The organism is Mesobacillus subterraneus (assembly GCF_000934845.1).
In the GTDB taxonomy this organism is placed as follows: Bacteria; Bacillota; Bacilli; order Bacillales; family Cytobacillaceae; genus Mesobacillus; species Mesobacillus stamsii.
Map to the genome: position 1 here is coordinate 1 of NZ_JXIQ01000080.1, position 15461 is coordinate 15461.

Sequence of the window (15461 nt, forward strand, 5' to 3'; positions counted from 1 at the left end):
ATCGGGCACATATTGCTCTTTTATGTGACCGTCTGTTTCTCTTTCACTCTTTATCGGGCACATGTTGCTCCTTTATGTGACTGTCAGTTTCTCTTTCACTCTTGATTGGGCACATGTTGCTCTCCTTATATATTCTGAATTATATTTACTTTAACTTTTCTCGAGAAATACTGCATTTTGTGTAAACCCCTCTCTTTTTCAAAACCAGACATATCATTAAATAGACAGGTATATCCTTCTCTATATTTCCGCGTATAGTTTGACTCTCCTTGTTGGTTTTCTCCATAAAAAAAAGCAGCTGGATCGTCACCCAGCTGCTCCTTCATCCGGATCGTAATCCAGATTTATATTTTTAAAAAATTACTCAGTGATTGTTGCAACTACGCCAGCGCCTACTGTACGACCGCCTTCACGAATGGAGAACTTAGTTCCTTCTTCAATAGCGATTGGAGCGATCAGTTCAACAGTCATTTCGATGTTGTCGCCAGGCATAACCATTTCTACGCCTTCTGGAAGGTGCACAATACCAGTTACATCAGTTGTACGGAAGTAGAACTGAGGACGGTAGTTGGTGAAGAATGGAGTGTGTCGTCCACCTTCTTCTTTTGAAAGAACATATACTTCTGCTTTGAACTTTGTGTGTGGCTTTACAGAACCTGGCTTAGCAAGTACTTGTCCACGTTGAATTTCTTCACGCGCTACACCACGAAGAAGTGCGCCGATATTGTCTCCAGCTTCAGCATAGTCAAGAAGCTTACGGAACATTTCTACGCCTGTTACAGTAGTAGATTTAGGTGCTTCGGTAAGACCGATGATTTCAACAACATCACCGACTTTAACTTTTCCACGCTCTACACGTCCAGTAGCAACTGTACCACGGCCAGTGATTGAGAATACGTCCTCAACAGGCATCATGAAAGGCTTCTCTGTGTCACGCTCTGGAGTTGGGATGTACTCGTCAACTGCAGCCATAAGCTCGTTGATTTTTTCTTCCCATTGTGGATCTCCCTCAAGAGCTTTAAGAGCAGAACCTTTGATAACTGGGATGTCATCGCCAGGGAAATCGTACTCAGTAAGAAGGTCACGCACTTCCATTTCTACTAGTTCAAGAAGTTCTTCATCGTCCACCATGTCGCATTTGTTCATGAATACAACAAGGTAAGGTACGCCTACTTGACGAGAAAGAAGGATGTGCTCACGAGTTTGTGGCATTGGGCCGTCAGCAGCTGATACTACTAGGATACCGCCGTCCATTTGAGCAGCACCTGTGATCATGTTTTTAACATAGTCAGCGTGTCCTGGGCAGTCAACGTGTGCATAGTGACGGCTAGGTGTTTCATACTCAACGTGAGCAGTGGAGATTGTGATCCCGCGCTCGCGCTCTTCTGGAGCAGCGTCGATTTGGTCGTAACCGCGTGCTTCTCCGCCGCCTTGCTTAGAAAGAACAGTTGTGATAGCAGCTGTTAATGTAGTTTTACCATGGTCAACGTGACCAATTGTACCAATGTTAACGTGTGGCTTTGAACGATCGAATTTAGCTTTTCCCATTAGAAAAATCCTCCTTTAATATATGAAAATTAAGTATATTTTAATGTACCGTGAAATAGGAAACCCTATTCCACAGCGTTATGCTTACATTAGTAGTTATACTTGATTAAAAGATGAAAATCAATTATTCACCTTTATTTTTTTTGATGATCTCTTCAGAAACGGATTTAGGAACTTCTTCGTAATGATCGAAGTGCATGGAGAATACACCGCGTCCTTGTGTGCTTGAACGAAGAGCCGTTGCATAACCAAACATTTCTGATAGTGGAACCATCGCACGAACAACTTGCGCATTACCGCGAGCACCCATACCTTCGACGCGTCCGCGACGAGCAGTGATCATACCCATAATATCACCAAGATATTCTTCAGGAATGACAACTTCAACTCTCATGACTGGTTCAAGAATGACTGGCTTACACTTGGAAGCAGCATTCTTAAGTGCCATTGAAGCAGCGATTTTAAACGCCATTTCAGAGGAGTCAACATCGTGGTATGAACCATCAAAAAGTCTTGCTTTGATGTCAACTAGTGGATATCCTGCAAGTACTCCGCGCTGTATGGCGTCTTCAAGACCAGCTTGAACAGCTGGGATGTATTCACGAGGAACAACACCACCGACGATTCCGTTCACGAATTCAAAGCCTTTTCCTTCTTCGTTAGGAGAGAACTCGATCCAAACGTGCCCGTATTGACCACGTCCACCGGATTGACGAGCGAATTTTCCTTCCACGTTCGCTGATTCACGGAACGTTTCGCGGTATGCAACCTGAGGTGCACCTACATTAGCTTCCACTTTAAATTCGCGCTTCATTCGGTCAACAATAATGTCAAGGTGCAGTTCACCCATTCCAGCGATGATTACCTGCCCAGTTTCCTGGTCAGTGTGAGCGTGGAATGTAGGATCTTCTTCTTGAAGTTTTTGCAATGCAGTTGTCATCTTGTCCTGGTCAGCTTTTGACTTAGGCTCAACAGATAACTGAATTACTGGTTCAGGGAACTGCATGGATTCCAAAATAACAAGGTTCTTTTCATCACATAGAGTGTCACCTGTTGTAGTATCTTTCAAACCGACAGCTGCTGCAATATCACCCGCATAAACCTTAGAGATTTCCTGGCGGCTGTTTGCGTGCATCTGCAGGATACGGCCAATACGCTCACGCTTTCCTTTAGTCGAGTTCTGTACATATGAACCAGACTCAAGAGTACCGGAGTAAACGCGGAAGAATGTTAATTTACCAACATAAGGGTCCGTCATAACTTTGAACGCAAGCGCAGAGAATGGCTCACTGTCGTCAGAGTGACGCTCAACTACTTCTTCTGAATCCGGTAGATGTCCCTGGATTGCAGGTACATCAAGCGGAGATGGAAGATAGTCGATAACAGCGTCTAGCATTAGCTGAACACCTTTGTTTTTGAACGCTGAACCACAGATAACTGGGTAGAACTCGACGTTTATGGTACCTTTACGGATCGCAGCTTTAATCTCTTCGACTGTTAGCTCTTCTCCGCCAAGGTATTTTTCCATTAATTCTTCGTCAAGCTCAGCTACCGCTTCCACAAGCTTTTCATGATATTCTTCTGCTTGAGCCCTATGTTCTTCAGGAATTTCCCCGACAGTGATATCTGTACCAAGGTCATTCGAATAGAAGAAAGCTTTCATTTCAACTAGGTCGATGATCGCTTCGAACTCATCTTCCGCTCCAATTGGGAGCTGAATTGGATGTGCGTTCGCTTGTAAACGATCATGGAGTGTTGAAACAGAATATAGGAAGTCTGCACCAAGCTTATCCATTTTATTAACGAATACAACCCGTGGCACTCCGTAAGTAGTAGCCTGACGCCATACTGTTTCTGTTTGAGGCTCTACACCTGACTGAGCGTCAAGTACTGCTACTGCACCATCTAGCACACGAAGAGAACGTTCCACTTCAACTGTGAAGTCTACGTGTCCTGGTGTGTCGATGATGTTCACCCGATGCTCTTTCCATGAAGCGGTTGTTGCAGCAGAAGTGATCGTGATTCCACGCTCTTGCTCTTGCTCCATCCAGTCCATTTGAGAAGCACCTTCATGAGTTTCGCCGATTTTATGGATACGGCCTGTATAATATAGAACACGCTCAGTTGTTGTTGTTTTACCAGCATCAATGTGAGCCATGATTCCAATATTACGAGTTTTATCTAAGGAGAACTCTCTTGCCATTTGGTCTTTCTCCTTCCTAGTATAAATGTTGTTTTTAAATTGAAGGTAAGATTACCAACGATAGTGAGCGAATGCTTTGTTTGCTTCCGCCATTTTGTGTGTGTCTTCGCGTTTCTTAACGGAAGCCCCAGTGTTGTTGGCTGCATCAAGAATTTCGTTAGCAAGACGCTCTTCCATTGTCTTTTCCCCACGAAGACGTGAGTAGTTTACTAACCAGCGAAGACCAAGAGTTGTACGGCGGTCTGCACGCACCTCAATTGGTACTTGATAGTTAGCTCCACCTACACGGCGTGCTTTTACTTCTAAAACAGGCATGATGTTCTTAAGAGCGGCATCAAACACTTCCATTGGCTCTTTACCTGAACGCTCACGAATAATATCAAAGGCTGAATAAAGGATCTTTTGTGATTTACCTCTCTTCCCATCGATCATCATTTTGTTGATCAAGCGAGTGATAAGCTTTGAGTTGTAAATCGGATCCGGCAATACATCTCTCTTTGCAACTGGACCTTTACGTGGCATGTAATTTCCTCCTTTCAAAAAGGGTTTCTAGTTTAATTATTATTTTTTTGCTGCTTTCGGTCTCTTAGTACCGTACTTAGAACGGCCCTGCATACGGTTGTTCACACCAGCAGTATCAAGAGCACCACGAACGATGTGGTAACGAACACCCGGTAAGTCTTTTACACGTCCTCCGCGGATAAGAACAACGCTGTGCTCTTGAAGGTTGTGCCCGATACCAGGGATATAAGCTGTTACCTCGATTCCGTTAGTTAAACGTACACGAGCGTATTTACGCAATGCTGAGTTTGGCTTCTTAGGAGTCATAGTCCCAACACGAGTACATACACCACGCTTTTGTGGTGAAGAAACGTTAGTTTGTGCTTTTTTGAAGCTGTTGTAACCTTTATTTAGCGCCGGAGATTTTGACTTCTCCTCTTTTGAGCTACGTGGCTTGCGCACTAATTGGTTAATTGTAGGCATGATCATTTTCCTCCCTTCACTTTTTGTGTAAGCCCACACATCCAGGTGGTTCATTTTTTTGCAAAAAACAAAGTCCTTGCAGCCCTCTGCAAAAACAGTTTTTACTTGGTTATCGCCACAGCTGAGGCTCCGACGGCAATTCCGCATGCCGATCCTAACTTTTTCATAGAGTCGACATAGGTGATGGCGATGTTTCTTTCCTTGGCAATTTGCAATAGGTTTGCTGTCACTTTCATGTCAGCATCCTTGGCAATGACCAGTTCGATTACTTCGCCAGCCTTCAGTGCTTTCACTGTTTGCTTTGATCCTACTATAATCTTTTTAGCCGCAGCTACTTTTTCATAAGACATCGATATCCTCCAAAGTAACCAGTAAATAGGAGCACCTTTGAAATATTATCACTTTGTGCACAGAATGTCAACAATATTTATAGAGTTTTTTCGCAAGGTCGCTTTTGTTTTTTAAAAAGGCGGTACTTTCTGCCGAAGCAGAGAGCACCGCACTTATTTCTTATTCTACAGTGATGACATCTTCGTTTTCTTCTTCTATTGAAATTGGTTCAGCTTGTCTGTAGCGCTGCATGCCAGTTCCAGCAGGAACAAGTTTTCCGATGATAACATTTTCTTTCAGGCCGAGGAGCTCATCTCGTTTGCCTTTGATTGCTGCATCTGTGAGCACTCTTGTTGTTTCCTGGAAGGACGCCGCTGACAGGAATGAATCCGTCTCAAGTGAAGCTTTCGTGATACCAAGCAATACTGGACGGCCTGTTGCCGGTGTTTTTCCTTCAAGAAGCGCCTTACGGTTTGCGTCGGTAAACTGATGGATCTCAAGCAATGTGCCAGGAAGTACATCTGTTTCGCCAGCATCTATTACCCTGATCTTGCGCATCATTTGGCGTACCATTACTTCTACGTGTTTGTCGCCGATTTCAACCCCCTGCATACGGTATACCTTTTGAACTTCTTTCAATAAGTATTCCTGCACAGATTGAACATCTTTGACTCTTAAAAGTTCCTTAGGATCGATCGAACCTTCAGTGAGTTCCTGGCCGCGTTCTACATGGTCATTTATTGCAACCTTCAAGCGGGCTGTGTATGGCGCATTGTATGTTCGGCTCTCAATTTCTCCCTGAATAACGATTTCCTGCTGACGATCTTTTCCTTCGTTGATGCCTACTACGACACCTTCCAATTCAGAGATGACAGCCTGCCCTTTCGGATTACGTGCTTCAAACAATTCTTGAATACGCGGCAAACCTTGTGTAATATCGTCTCCCGCAACACCACCGGTATGGAAAGTACGCATGGTAAGCTGTGTTCCTGGCTCACCGATTGACTGGGCAGCGATAATACCGACTGCTTCTCCTACTTCCACTTCCTGGCCAGTTGCAAGGTTGCGGCCGTAGCACTTCTTACATACGCCGTGACGAGTGTTACATGTGAATGCAGAACGAATCCAAACATCTTCCACTCCAGCCGCTGTCACTTCAGCTGCCAAATCTTCTGTGATCAACCCGTTCTCTGGGACCATCACAGCTTTCGTTTCCGGATGTTTGATTGCTTTTCTTGCGTAGCGGCCAATCAAACGCTCTTCCAGTGTTTCGATGACTTCGGTGCCATCCTTAAGAGCTTTGATGTATAGGCCTCTATCTGTGCCGCAGTCATCATCGCGAACAATGACATCCTGGGCTACATCTACAAGACGACGCGTCAGGTAACCGGAGTCAGCAGTCTTAAGCGCTGTATCGGCAAGTCCTTTACGAGCACCATGAGTAGAGATGAAATACTCCAATACGGTTAAACCTTCACGGAAACTTGATTTAATCGGTAACTCAATGATCCGTCCAGCCGGGTTAGCCATCAAACCACGCATACCAGCAAGCTGCGTAAAGTTAGATGCATTACCACGGGCACCGGAGTCACTCATCATGAAAATTGGGTTGGAATTATCCAGAGAGTTCATCAACTTCGACTGGATATCATCCTTCGCCTGGCTCCAGATAGAAATAACTCTGTCATAACGCTCATCTTCAGTAATTAAACCGCGTCTGAACTGTTTAAGGACATTATCTACCTTGGTTTGCGCCTCAGATATGATTTCCTTCTTCTCTTTAAGAACCACGATATCTGCAACACCAACCGTAATACCAGCTTTCGTTGAGTATTGGAATCCAAGGCCCTTCATCCGGTCCAGCATTTTTGAAGTTTCGGTGATCTTGAACTTCTTGAAAACTTCCGCAATGATGTTTCCTAAGATTTTTTTCTTGAATGGATCAACCAATGGCTTACTTTTGATTACTTCCTTGATATCTGCACCTTTTTCTACAAAATACTTTTCCGGAGTTTTCTCCTCTAGGTTTTGTTTGGAAGGCTCATTTATATATGGGAAGGAAGCTGGAAGGATTTCATTGAAAATCAACTTACCAACTGTCGTAATCAAAAGCTGACCGTTTTGCTCCTTCGTAAATGTTTGGTTGCCAAGGGACGAAGCGGCAACAGCAACGCGTGTATGAAGATGCACGTAGCCATTTTGATAGGCAACTAATGCTTCGTTTGTATCCTTGAAGACCATCCCCTCACCGACAGCGCCTTCTCTTTCAAGTGTCAGGTAGTAGTTCCCCAATACCATGTCCTGTGAAGGAGTAACAACCGGCTTGCCGTCCTTAGGGTTCAGGATGTTCTGTGCGGCAAGCATTAACAAACGTGCTTCCGCTTGTGCTTCAGCAGAAAGCGGAACGTGGACAGCCATCTGGTCCCCGTCGAAGTCGGCGTTATAAGCTGTACATACTAGCGGGTGAAGACGAATTGCGCGTCCTTCTACCAATGTCGGTTCGAAAGCCTGGATTCCCAATCTGTGAAGAGTTGGGGCACGGTTAAGCAATACTGGGTGCTCTCTGATTACATCTTCTAGAACATCCCAAACCTCAGGGCTAACGCGCTCTATTTTACGTTTAGCAGACTTAATGTTGTGCGCTAAACCTTTTTGCACTAATTCTTTCATTACGAATGGCTTGAACAGCTCAAGTGCCATTTCCTTAGGTAGACCGCACTGATACATTTGCAGGTTAGGACCTACAACGATAACAGAACGACCAGAGTAGTCGACACGCTTACCAAGAAGGTTTTGACGGAAACGGCCTTGCTTGCCCTTCAGCATATGAGAAAGGGACTTCAATGGACGGTTACCTGGTCCAGTTACTGGACGACCGCGGCGGCCGTTATCGATCAACGCGTCAACAGCTTCCTGAAGCATACGCTTTTCGTTTTGGACGATAATGCTAGGTGCACCAAGGTCAAGAAGACGCTTAAGTCGGTTGTTACGGTTGATTACCCGGCGGTAAAGGTCATTTAGGTCGGAAGTTGCGAAACGTCCACCGTCAAGCTGAACCATCGGGCGAAGTTCTGGTGGTATGACAGGAAGAACATCCAGGATCATCCATGATGGCTCATTGCCTGACCCGCGGAATGCTTCTACTACCTCAAGACGCTTGATCGCACGAGTACGACGCTGGCCTTGGGCAGTTCGCAATTCTTCTTTTAGCATATCTGCTTCCTTATCCAGGTCGAGGTCAGATAGCAGCTTTTTGATTGCTTCTGCTCCCATTGCTGCCTGGAACTTATTGCCGTATTTTTCACGGTAAGCACGGTATTCTTTCTCCGATAACAACTGCTTCTTTTCAAGAGCAGTATCACCAGTCTCCGTTACCACATAGGATGCAAAGTAAATAATTTCTTCCAGTGCACGCGGAGACATGTCAAGGACAAGCCCCATGCGGCTAGGAATCCCTTTGAAGTACCAAATATGAGAAACAGGAGCCGCTAGCTCAATATGCCCCATTCTTTCACGACGGACTTTTGCACGAGTTACTTCCACACCGCATCGGTCACAGACCACGCCTTTGTAACGGACTCTCTTGTACTTTCCGCAATGACATTCCCAGTCTTTTGTTGGACCGAAAATACGTTCACAGAATAAGCCGTCTTTTTCAGGCTTTAAAGTACGATAGTTGATTGTTTCCGGCTTTTTCACTTCACCAAAAGACCATGATCGAATCTTGTCTGGTGAAGCGAGGCCGATTTTCATGTACTCAAAATTATTAACATCTAGCAAGGGGCCTACCTCCCTTTTTATCTAGGGTTTTACCCTTATGGCCATCCAAAATGGAACACACGTGAACAATACTGTTATTCAACTGTTTGTACACGTGTGCCAATTAGACGATCCTATTCCTTCATTCCCACTTTTTCTGCTTCAGGAGCAATTGTCAATGTTTCAGCATGCTGCATTTCTTCATCTTCATCGAAGTCGCGCATTTCGATTTCTTTTTCATCGCCTGAAAGGATTTTGACGTCCATACCAAGACTCTGAAGTTCTTTCATCAATACTTTGAATGACTCAGGGACACCTGGTTCTGGAACGTTTTCGCCTTTAACGATTGCTTCGTATGTTTTCACGCGTCCAACAACATCGTCGGACTTGACAGTTAAAATTTCCTGCAGGGTGTATGCTGCGCCGTATGCTTCAAGCGCCCAAACTTCCATCTCGCCAAAACGCTGTCCGCCGAACTGGGCTTTCCCGCCAAGTGGCTGCTGCGTAACTAGTGAGTATGGTCCAGTAGAACGAGCGTGGAGCTTATCGTCTACCATGTGGGCAAGCTTGATCATATACATAACACCGACAGATACACGATTGTCGAAAGGCTCACCTGTGCGGCCATCATAAAGGATGGTCTTAGCGTCCCTTGCCATCCCTGCTTCCTCGATCGTCGCCCATACGTCTTCCTCACGGGCACCGTCGAAAACTGGTGAAGCAACATGGATACCAAGGTATCGCGCCGCCATGCCAAGGTGAAGCTCAAGCACCTGACCGATATTCATACGTGAAGGTACCCCTAGTGGGTTAAGCATGATATCAACTGGTGTTCCGTCCGGTAAGAAAGGCATATCCTCTTCCGGAAGGATTTTTGAGATAACCCCTTTGTTCCCGTGGCGTCCCGCCATTTTGTCCCCTTCAGAAATCTTACGCTTCTGCACGATGTAAGCTCGGACAAGTTGGTTTACTCCAGGAGGAAGCTCGTCGCCATCTTGACGGTTGAACACTTTGACGTCAAGAACAATACCGCCGCCGCCGTGAGGAACGCGCAAAGAAGTATCCCGCACTTCCCTAGCTTTTTCACCGAAGATCGCATGAAGGAGACGCTCTTCCGCAGTCAATTCAGTAACCCCTTTAGGTGTTACCTTCCCTACCAGAAGATCTCCATCTTTTACTTCGGCACCAACACGGATGATTCCGCGCTCGTCAAGGTTTCTTAATGCATCTTCCCCAACATTCGGAATATCGCGAGTGATTTCTTCTGGTCCAAGTTTTGTATCACGCGATTCGGACTCATATTCTTCTATATGGATGGATGTGTACACATCATCTTTAACGAGGCGCTCACTCATAATGATCGCATCCTCATAGTTATAACCATTCCAAGTCATGAAACCAACAAGGACATTCCGTCCAAGTGCGAGTTCTCCTTTTTCCATCGAAGGGCCATCTGCAAGGATTTCCCCTTTGGTTACTCGGTCGCCAACACTTACGATCGGCCGCTGGTTGTAGCATGTACCCTGGTTGGAACGGATGAATTTCAGCATTCGGTACTTATCAAGATCACCCTTGACTTCCTGCCCGTCTATTTCTTGGACGCGGCGTACCCAAACTTCACGTGCCTCCACATGCTCGACAATCCCTTCATGCTTACAGATGACGGCAGCTCCGGAATCTTTTGCAGAGACGTGCTCCATTCCGGTTCCGACTACCGGCGCTTCTGGCTGCATCAACGGAACTGCTTGACGTTGCATGTTAGCACCCATCAAGGCACGGTTGGAGTCATCATTTTCAAGGAATGGAATACATGCAGTCGCTGCAGATACAACCTGCTTAGGCGATACGTCCATGTAATCAACGCGATCACGCTTTACAACAGTGTTTTCTCCACGGAAGCGGGCAATTACTTCCTCATCCTCAAAAGAACCATCGTCAGTAAGACGAGCATTCGCTTGTGCCACAACATAATTATCTTCTTCATCCGCTGTTAAGTAATCAAAATGGGTTGTTACTTTCCCTGTTTCAGGGTCAACACGGCGGTATGGAGTCTCGATGAATCCAAAGCGGTTCACCTTTGCAAAACTAGAAAGTGAATTGATCAAACCGATGTTTGGACCTTCAGGTGTTTCAATCGGGCACATACGTCCGTAATGCGAGTAGTGAACGTCACGCACTTCGAAACCAGCGCGTTCCCGTGTAAGACCACCAGGTCCCAATGCCGAAAGACGCCTTTTATGTGTCAGTTCAGCCAACGGGTTCGTCTGATCCATGAACTGTGATAGCTGAGAGCTGCCAAAGAACTCTTTAATAGACGCAATAACCGGGCGGATATTGATTAATTGCTGTGGTGTTACCGTGTTTGTGTCCTGAATGGACATTCTTTCCCGGACAACCCGCTCCATTCTGGATAAACCAATGCGGAATTGGTTTTGCAACAGTTCCCCAACAGACCGCAAACGTCTGTTTCCTAAATGGTCGATATCATCTGTGTCGCCAACACCGTGCAGCAAGTTAAAAAAGTAGCTGATGGATGCAATGATATCAGCTGGCGTGATGTTTTTAATTGGTTCCGGGACATAGGCGTTCCCTAAAACATTAATTTCTTTATCGCCCTCAACATCGTTCGGAGAGTAGATTTTAATGCTTTGCAGCGTTACATCCTCTTCCACCACGCCGCCGTATGGGCTGATTGTCTTGAAGCCAACATTGTTTTCAAGCGCAGGGATAATCTTATCCAGCGTACGACGGTCGAGAGTAACGCCTTTTTCTGCGATGATTTCACCTGTTTCAGGATCTACTAATGTTTCTGCAAGCTTTTGCCCGAATAAACGGTTTTTAATATGGAGCTTTTTGTTCATTTTATAACGTCCTACATTTGCAAGATCATAGCGTTTTGGATCAAAGAATCTTGACACAAGCAGGCTTTTTGCGTTGTCAACTGTAGGCGGTTCACCAGGACGGAGACGCTCGTATATTTCGAGGAGCGCTTTTTCCGCACTTTCCGTATTGTCTTTTTCAAGTGTATTCCGGATATATTCGTTATCGCCGATCAGATCAATGATTTCTTGATCAGAACCGAACCCTAATGCACGCAAAAGAACCGTAACAGGGAGCTTCCTCGTACGATCGATCCTTACATATACAACATCCTTGGCATCTGTTTCATACTCTAACCAGGCGCCACGGTTTGGGATCACGGTCGCAGTGAACCCTTTTTTCCCGTTCTTATCAAGTTTCCCGCTGTAGTAGACGCTTGGTGAACGCACTAACTGGGAAACAATAACTCTTTCCGCACCGTTAATGACAAAGGTTCCCGTTTCTGTCATTAGCGGGAAGTCGCCCATGAAGACATCCTGGTCCTTTACTTCTCCTGTTTCCTTATTGACAAGGCGGACTTTTACTCGCAATGGAGCAGAGTATGTGACATCTCTTTCTTTTGATTCTTCGACTGGATATTTCGGTTCGCCAAGACTGTAATCGATAAACTCTAATGATAAGTTCCCGGTAAAGTCTTCAATCGGTGAAATGTCCTGGAACATTTCACGAAGGCCCTCATCAAGAAACCACTGATAGGAAGAGGTTTGAATTTCAATTAAATTCGGCAATTCCAAAACTTCACTAATGCGAGCATAACTTCTACGTTGGCGGTGTCGTCCATACTGAACTAGTTGACCTGTCAACTGATTCACCCCTCAAATCAAGCGTTATTATTCATAATCCCTGCCTTGTCCATGAAGTTTCCTCCATTTCCAAAGACAAAAAGAAAAAGGGTTTTCACCTAAAAACCACATTTCCTGCAACGAACAATTATTTTGTTAGTTTTCCCTTTATGCCCAAAATTATACAACTTCTGATGAAATTAGCATGCAAACAGGAAACTAATATATTGGCATTTTATAATATTATCATAGCGGTTTTCTCACGTCAACATTTAACAGATTTGAGAATAAAATATCCTTTACTTTTCGCCTCAATCTCTACATTGCCAAACAGTGCATTCATTTTTTCTCCTGCGGATGGCGCACCCTGTTTCTTTTGGATGACTACCCATAGCTCTCCACCTTCAGTTAAATGTTGAAGACTTTGTTCGAAAAAATCATGCACTACCTTTTTTCCGGCACGAATCGGCGGATTTGTGAGAATTGCATCGAATCCTTTTTCTTCTACCTCGGTCAGCCGGTCGCTTTCATAGATTTTCACGTTGTCAACTTTATTTTCGGATGCATTTTCTTCAGCAAGCATAAGCGCCCTTTCATTTACATCCACCATATGGACCATCGCTTCTGGATAAGCTTTCGCAATCGAAAGTCCAATCGGTCCATATCCACATCCGACATCCAGGACTATTCCATCTGCTTTATTCAGTTCGAAAGTGTCGATCAATAATCTTGACCCGAAATCGACTTCCTTTTTCGAAAAAACGCCGCTGTCCGTCTTAAAGTGGAAGCTATTCCCCTTCAATTCACTTTGCCATTTCTCAGGATTACTTACAGTACTGGGTTTGCGGGAGTAATAATGTTCAGTCAAAAACCTCTCACCTCCATGGGGACTCTAAGCTAGAAGAATGCGATCGCGGATTACAGCGCTACTGCGGTAGTATAAACTTTCAAAAGAAAAAAAGCAAAAATTAAAAGAAAAAAAGAGAAAAAAGCTCGCTTAAACAGCGAGCTTTTTATTGTAAATGGATTACTTAACTTCGACGTTAGCTCCAACTTCTTCAAGCTTAGCTTTGACTTCTTCTGCTTCTTCTTTAGAAACGCCTTCTTTAACTGCTTTAGGAGCGTTGTCAACAACTTCCTTCGCTTCTTTAAGGCCAAGACCTGTGATTTCACGAACAACTTTGATAACCTTGATCTTCTGGTCGCCAGCTGATGCAAGAACTACGTCAAATTCAGTTTGCTCTTCAACAACAGCTCCAGCAGCTCCACCCATCATTGCAACTGGTGCAGCAGCAGTTACGCCGAATTCTTCTTCGATTGCTTTTACTAGATCGTTAAGCTCTAAAACAGTCATGCTTTTAACTGCTTCAATGATTTGTTCTTTAGTCATGATTTATTTCCTCCTAATAGGTAATTTTTATTGTTAAACGGTATTGATTGTTAGCTTACGCGCCTTGCTCTTCTTTCTGGTCTGCAACAGCTTTTGCAGCAAGAGCAAGATTGCGAATTGGAGCTTGAAGTACGCTGAGTAGCATAGAAAGTAGACCTTCGCGAGATGGCAGGTCTGCAAGTGCCTTAATTTCTTCTACTGTAACGATATTGCTTTCAACTACGCCTGCTTTGATTTCAAGGGCTTCGTGCTTCTTAGCGAATTCATTAAGAATCTTAGCTGGTGCAACAACATCTTCCGTACTGAACGCAATTGCGTTTGGTCCTGTTAAAGATGCGTTTAAGTCAGCAAGATCAGCAGCTTCCGCAGCACGGCGTGTCATCGAGTTTTTGTAAACCTTGAATTCAACACCAGCTTCGCGAAGCTCTTTACGAAGTGCCGTTACTTCAGCAACGGAAAGTCCACGGTAATCAACAATGATTGTTGATTTGCTTTCTTTCAATTTGCCAGCAATTTCGTCTACAATTTGTTTTTTCGCTTCGATAATTGTGCTCATCCTTACACCTCCTGTAGATTTCTGCATTTATACCGATCAAATAAAAACCTCCGCATCATGGCAGACACGGAGGAAGGATACAATAGCAAGTATTTTGCTTTATCGTATGACCTCGGCAGGATATTAAGCATGAAGCCCCTGCTGTCTGCGGTACAAATGTAATTCTATTTTCACAACAAAAGGAATTATATACAATCCTTTGTTGATTGTCAACTACTATTATTTTACAGTAGAAGGATCCACTTTAACGCCAGGTCCCATTGTTGTAGAGATCGTAACGTTCTTCATGTATGTTCCTTTAGCTGCTGCAGGCTTTACCTTCATCATGGTTTCGAAGATTGTGTTGAAGTTTTCAACAAGCTTGTTGTCTTCGAAAGAAACCTTTCCGATAGGTACATGGATGTTACCTGATTTATCAACGCGGTATTCAACTTTACCAGCCTTGATTTCGTTCACTGCTTTTGTTACATCGAAAGTAACTGTGCCAGTCTTAGGGTTTGGCATTAAGCCTTTAGGTCCCAATACACGACCAAGCTTACCAACTTCACCCATCATATCAGGGGTAGCAACGATCACATCAAAATCAAACCAGCCTTGTTGAATTTTGTTGATGTACTCTGAATCGCCAACATAATCTGCACCAGCAGCTTCTGCTTCTTTTAATTTTTCACCCTTAGCAAATACTAGGACACGTTGAGTTTTACCAGTTCCATTTGGAAGCACGACTGCTCCACGGATTTGCTGGTCTGCTTTCTTAGGGTCTACTCCCAAACGGAAAGCAGCTTCAACGGTAGCGTCAAATTTAACTGTGCTTGTCTTTTTAGCAAGCTCAATTGCTTCAACAGCTGAATACGCTTGAGAGCGATCTACAAGCTTAGCAGCTTCAAGATACTTTTTACCTTTTTTAGCCATTTTTAGTTCCTCCTAAATTGTGGTTTTAACGGAATACCCTCCCACTTTGAAAAGCGGCGGCCCCTTGGTCAGCCCCGACAGGCACTGGAAGACCAGACAGTAAAGTCGTTCTTTGAC

11 protein-coding genes and 1 other annotated feature are annotated in these 15461 nt (G+C 44.6%); all 11 genes read right to left on the reverse strand.

Annotated elements, in window-relative coordinates:
* Window positions 1–360: 360 nt before the first annotated feature.
* A complete protein-coding gene (gene tuf, locus UB32_RS10265) occupies window positions 361–1548 on the reverse strand; it encodes an elongation factor Tu (protein WP_044393516.1) in 1188 nt (395 codons plus the stop codon).
* A 124-nt stretch (window positions 1549–1672) separates the two neighbouring features.
* A complete protein-coding gene (fusA, locus tag UB32_RS10270) occupies window positions 1673–3751 on the reverse strand; it encodes an elongation factor G (protein ID WP_044393517.1) in 2079 nt (692 codons plus the stop codon).
* A 51-nt stretch (window positions 3752–3802) separates the two neighbouring features.
* The gene (rpsG, locus tag UB32_RS10275) at window positions 3803–4273 is read right to left on the reverse strand and encodes a 30S ribosomal protein S7 (protein WP_044393519.1); all 471 of its coding nucleotides are present in this window, start codon (window positions 4271–4273) and stop codon (window positions 3803–3805) included.
* A 39-nt stretch (window positions 4274–4312) separates the two neighbouring features.
* Complete coding sequence (rpsL, locus tag UB32_RS10280; RefSeq protein ID WP_023626436.1) at window positions 4313–4735, reverse strand: 30S ribosomal protein S12; 423 nt, start codon at window positions 4733–4735, stop codon at window positions 4313–4315.
* Window positions 4736–4836: 101 nt separating this feature from the next.
* Entirely contained in the window at window positions 4837–5085 is a 249-nt protein-coding gene (locus UB32_RS10285; RefSeq protein WP_044393522.1) for a 50S ribosomal protein L7ae-like protein, read from the reverse strand.
* A 160-nt stretch (window positions 5086–5245) separates the two neighbouring features.
* Window positions 5246–8845, reverse strand: a complete 3600-nt coding sequence (rpoC, locus tag UB32_RS10290) for a DNA-directed RNA polymerase subunit beta' (RefSeq protein ID WP_044393523.1) — start codon at window positions 8843–8845, stop codon at window positions 5246–5248.
* Between the two features lie 113 nt (window positions 8846–8958).
* Window positions 8959–12507 (reverse strand): DNA-directed RNA polymerase subunit beta, encoded by a 3549-nt coding sequence (rpoB, locus tag UB32_RS10295; RefSeq protein WP_044393525.1) that lies wholly within the window; start codon window positions 12505–12507, stop codon window positions 8959–8961.
* 244 nt (window positions 12508–12751) lie between these two features.
* Window positions 12752–13354: a class I SAM-dependent methyltransferase gene (locus UB32_RS10300; RefSeq protein WP_044393526.1), complete on the reverse strand. Its 603-nt coding sequence runs from the start codon at window positions 13352–13354 to the stop codon at window positions 12752–12754.
* A 159-nt stretch (window positions 13355–13513) separates the two neighbouring features.
* On the reverse strand, window positions 13514–13876 hold the full coding sequence (gene rplL, locus UB32_RS10305; protein ID WP_044393528.1) for a 50S ribosomal protein L7/L12: 363 nt from the start codon (window positions 13874–13876) through the stop codon (window positions 13514–13516).
* Between the two features lie 55 nt (window positions 13877–13931).
* Window positions 13932–14432, reverse strand: coding sequence for a 50S ribosomal protein L10 (gene rplJ / locus UB32_RS10310; protein WP_044393530.1), 501 nt, complete (start codon window positions 14430–14432; stop codon window positions 13932–13934).
* 32 nt (window positions 14433–14464) lie between these two features.
* Window positions 14465–14601 (reverse strand) — a sequence feature (ribosomal protein L10 leader region).
* Between the two features lie 50 nt (window positions 14602–14651).
* Window positions 14652–15344 carry a 50S ribosomal protein L1 gene (rplA, locus tag UB32_RS10315; protein ID WP_044393531.1) on the reverse strand — a complete coding sequence of 231 codons (693 nt, stop codon included), beginning with the start codon at window positions 15342–15344 and terminating at the stop codon, window positions 14652–14654.
* Window positions 15345–15461: the final 117 nt, after the last annotated feature.

What these genes read in the sequence shown, in the direction of transcription:
- rpsG (WP_044393519.1), bottom strand. Translation starts at nt 4,273, where the DNA reads ATGCCACGTAAAGGTCCAGTTGCAAAGAGAGATGTATTGCCGGATCCG.
- rplA (WP_044393531.1), bottom strand. Translation starts at nt 15,344, where the DNA reads ATGGCTAAAAAAGGTAAAAAGTATCTTGAAGCTGCTAAGCTTGTAGAT.
- rplJ (WP_044393530.1), bottom strand. Translation starts at nt 14,432, where the DNA reads ATGAGCACAATTATCGAAGCGAAAAAACAAATTGTAGACGAAATTGCT.
- fusA (WP_044393517.1), bottom strand. Translation starts at nt 3,751, where the DNA reads ATGGCAAGAGAGTTCTCCTTAGATAAAACTCGTAATATTGGAATCATG.
- rplL (WP_044393528.1), bottom strand. Translation starts at nt 13,876, where the DNA reads ATGACTAAAGAACAAATCATTGAAGCAGTTAAAAGCATGACTGTTTTA.
- tuf (WP_044393516.1), bottom strand. Translation starts at nt 1,548, where the DNA reads ATGGGAAAAGCTAAATTCGATCGTTCAAAGCCACACGTTAACATTGGT.
- rpsL (WP_023626436.1), bottom strand. Translation starts at nt 4,735, where the DNA reads ATGCCTACAATTAACCAATTAGTGCGCAAGCCACGTAGCTCAAAAGAG.
- UB32_RS10285 (WP_044393522.1), bottom strand. Translation starts at nt 5,085, where the DNA reads ATGTCTTATGAAAAAGTAGCTGCGGCTAAAAAGATTATAGTAGGATCA.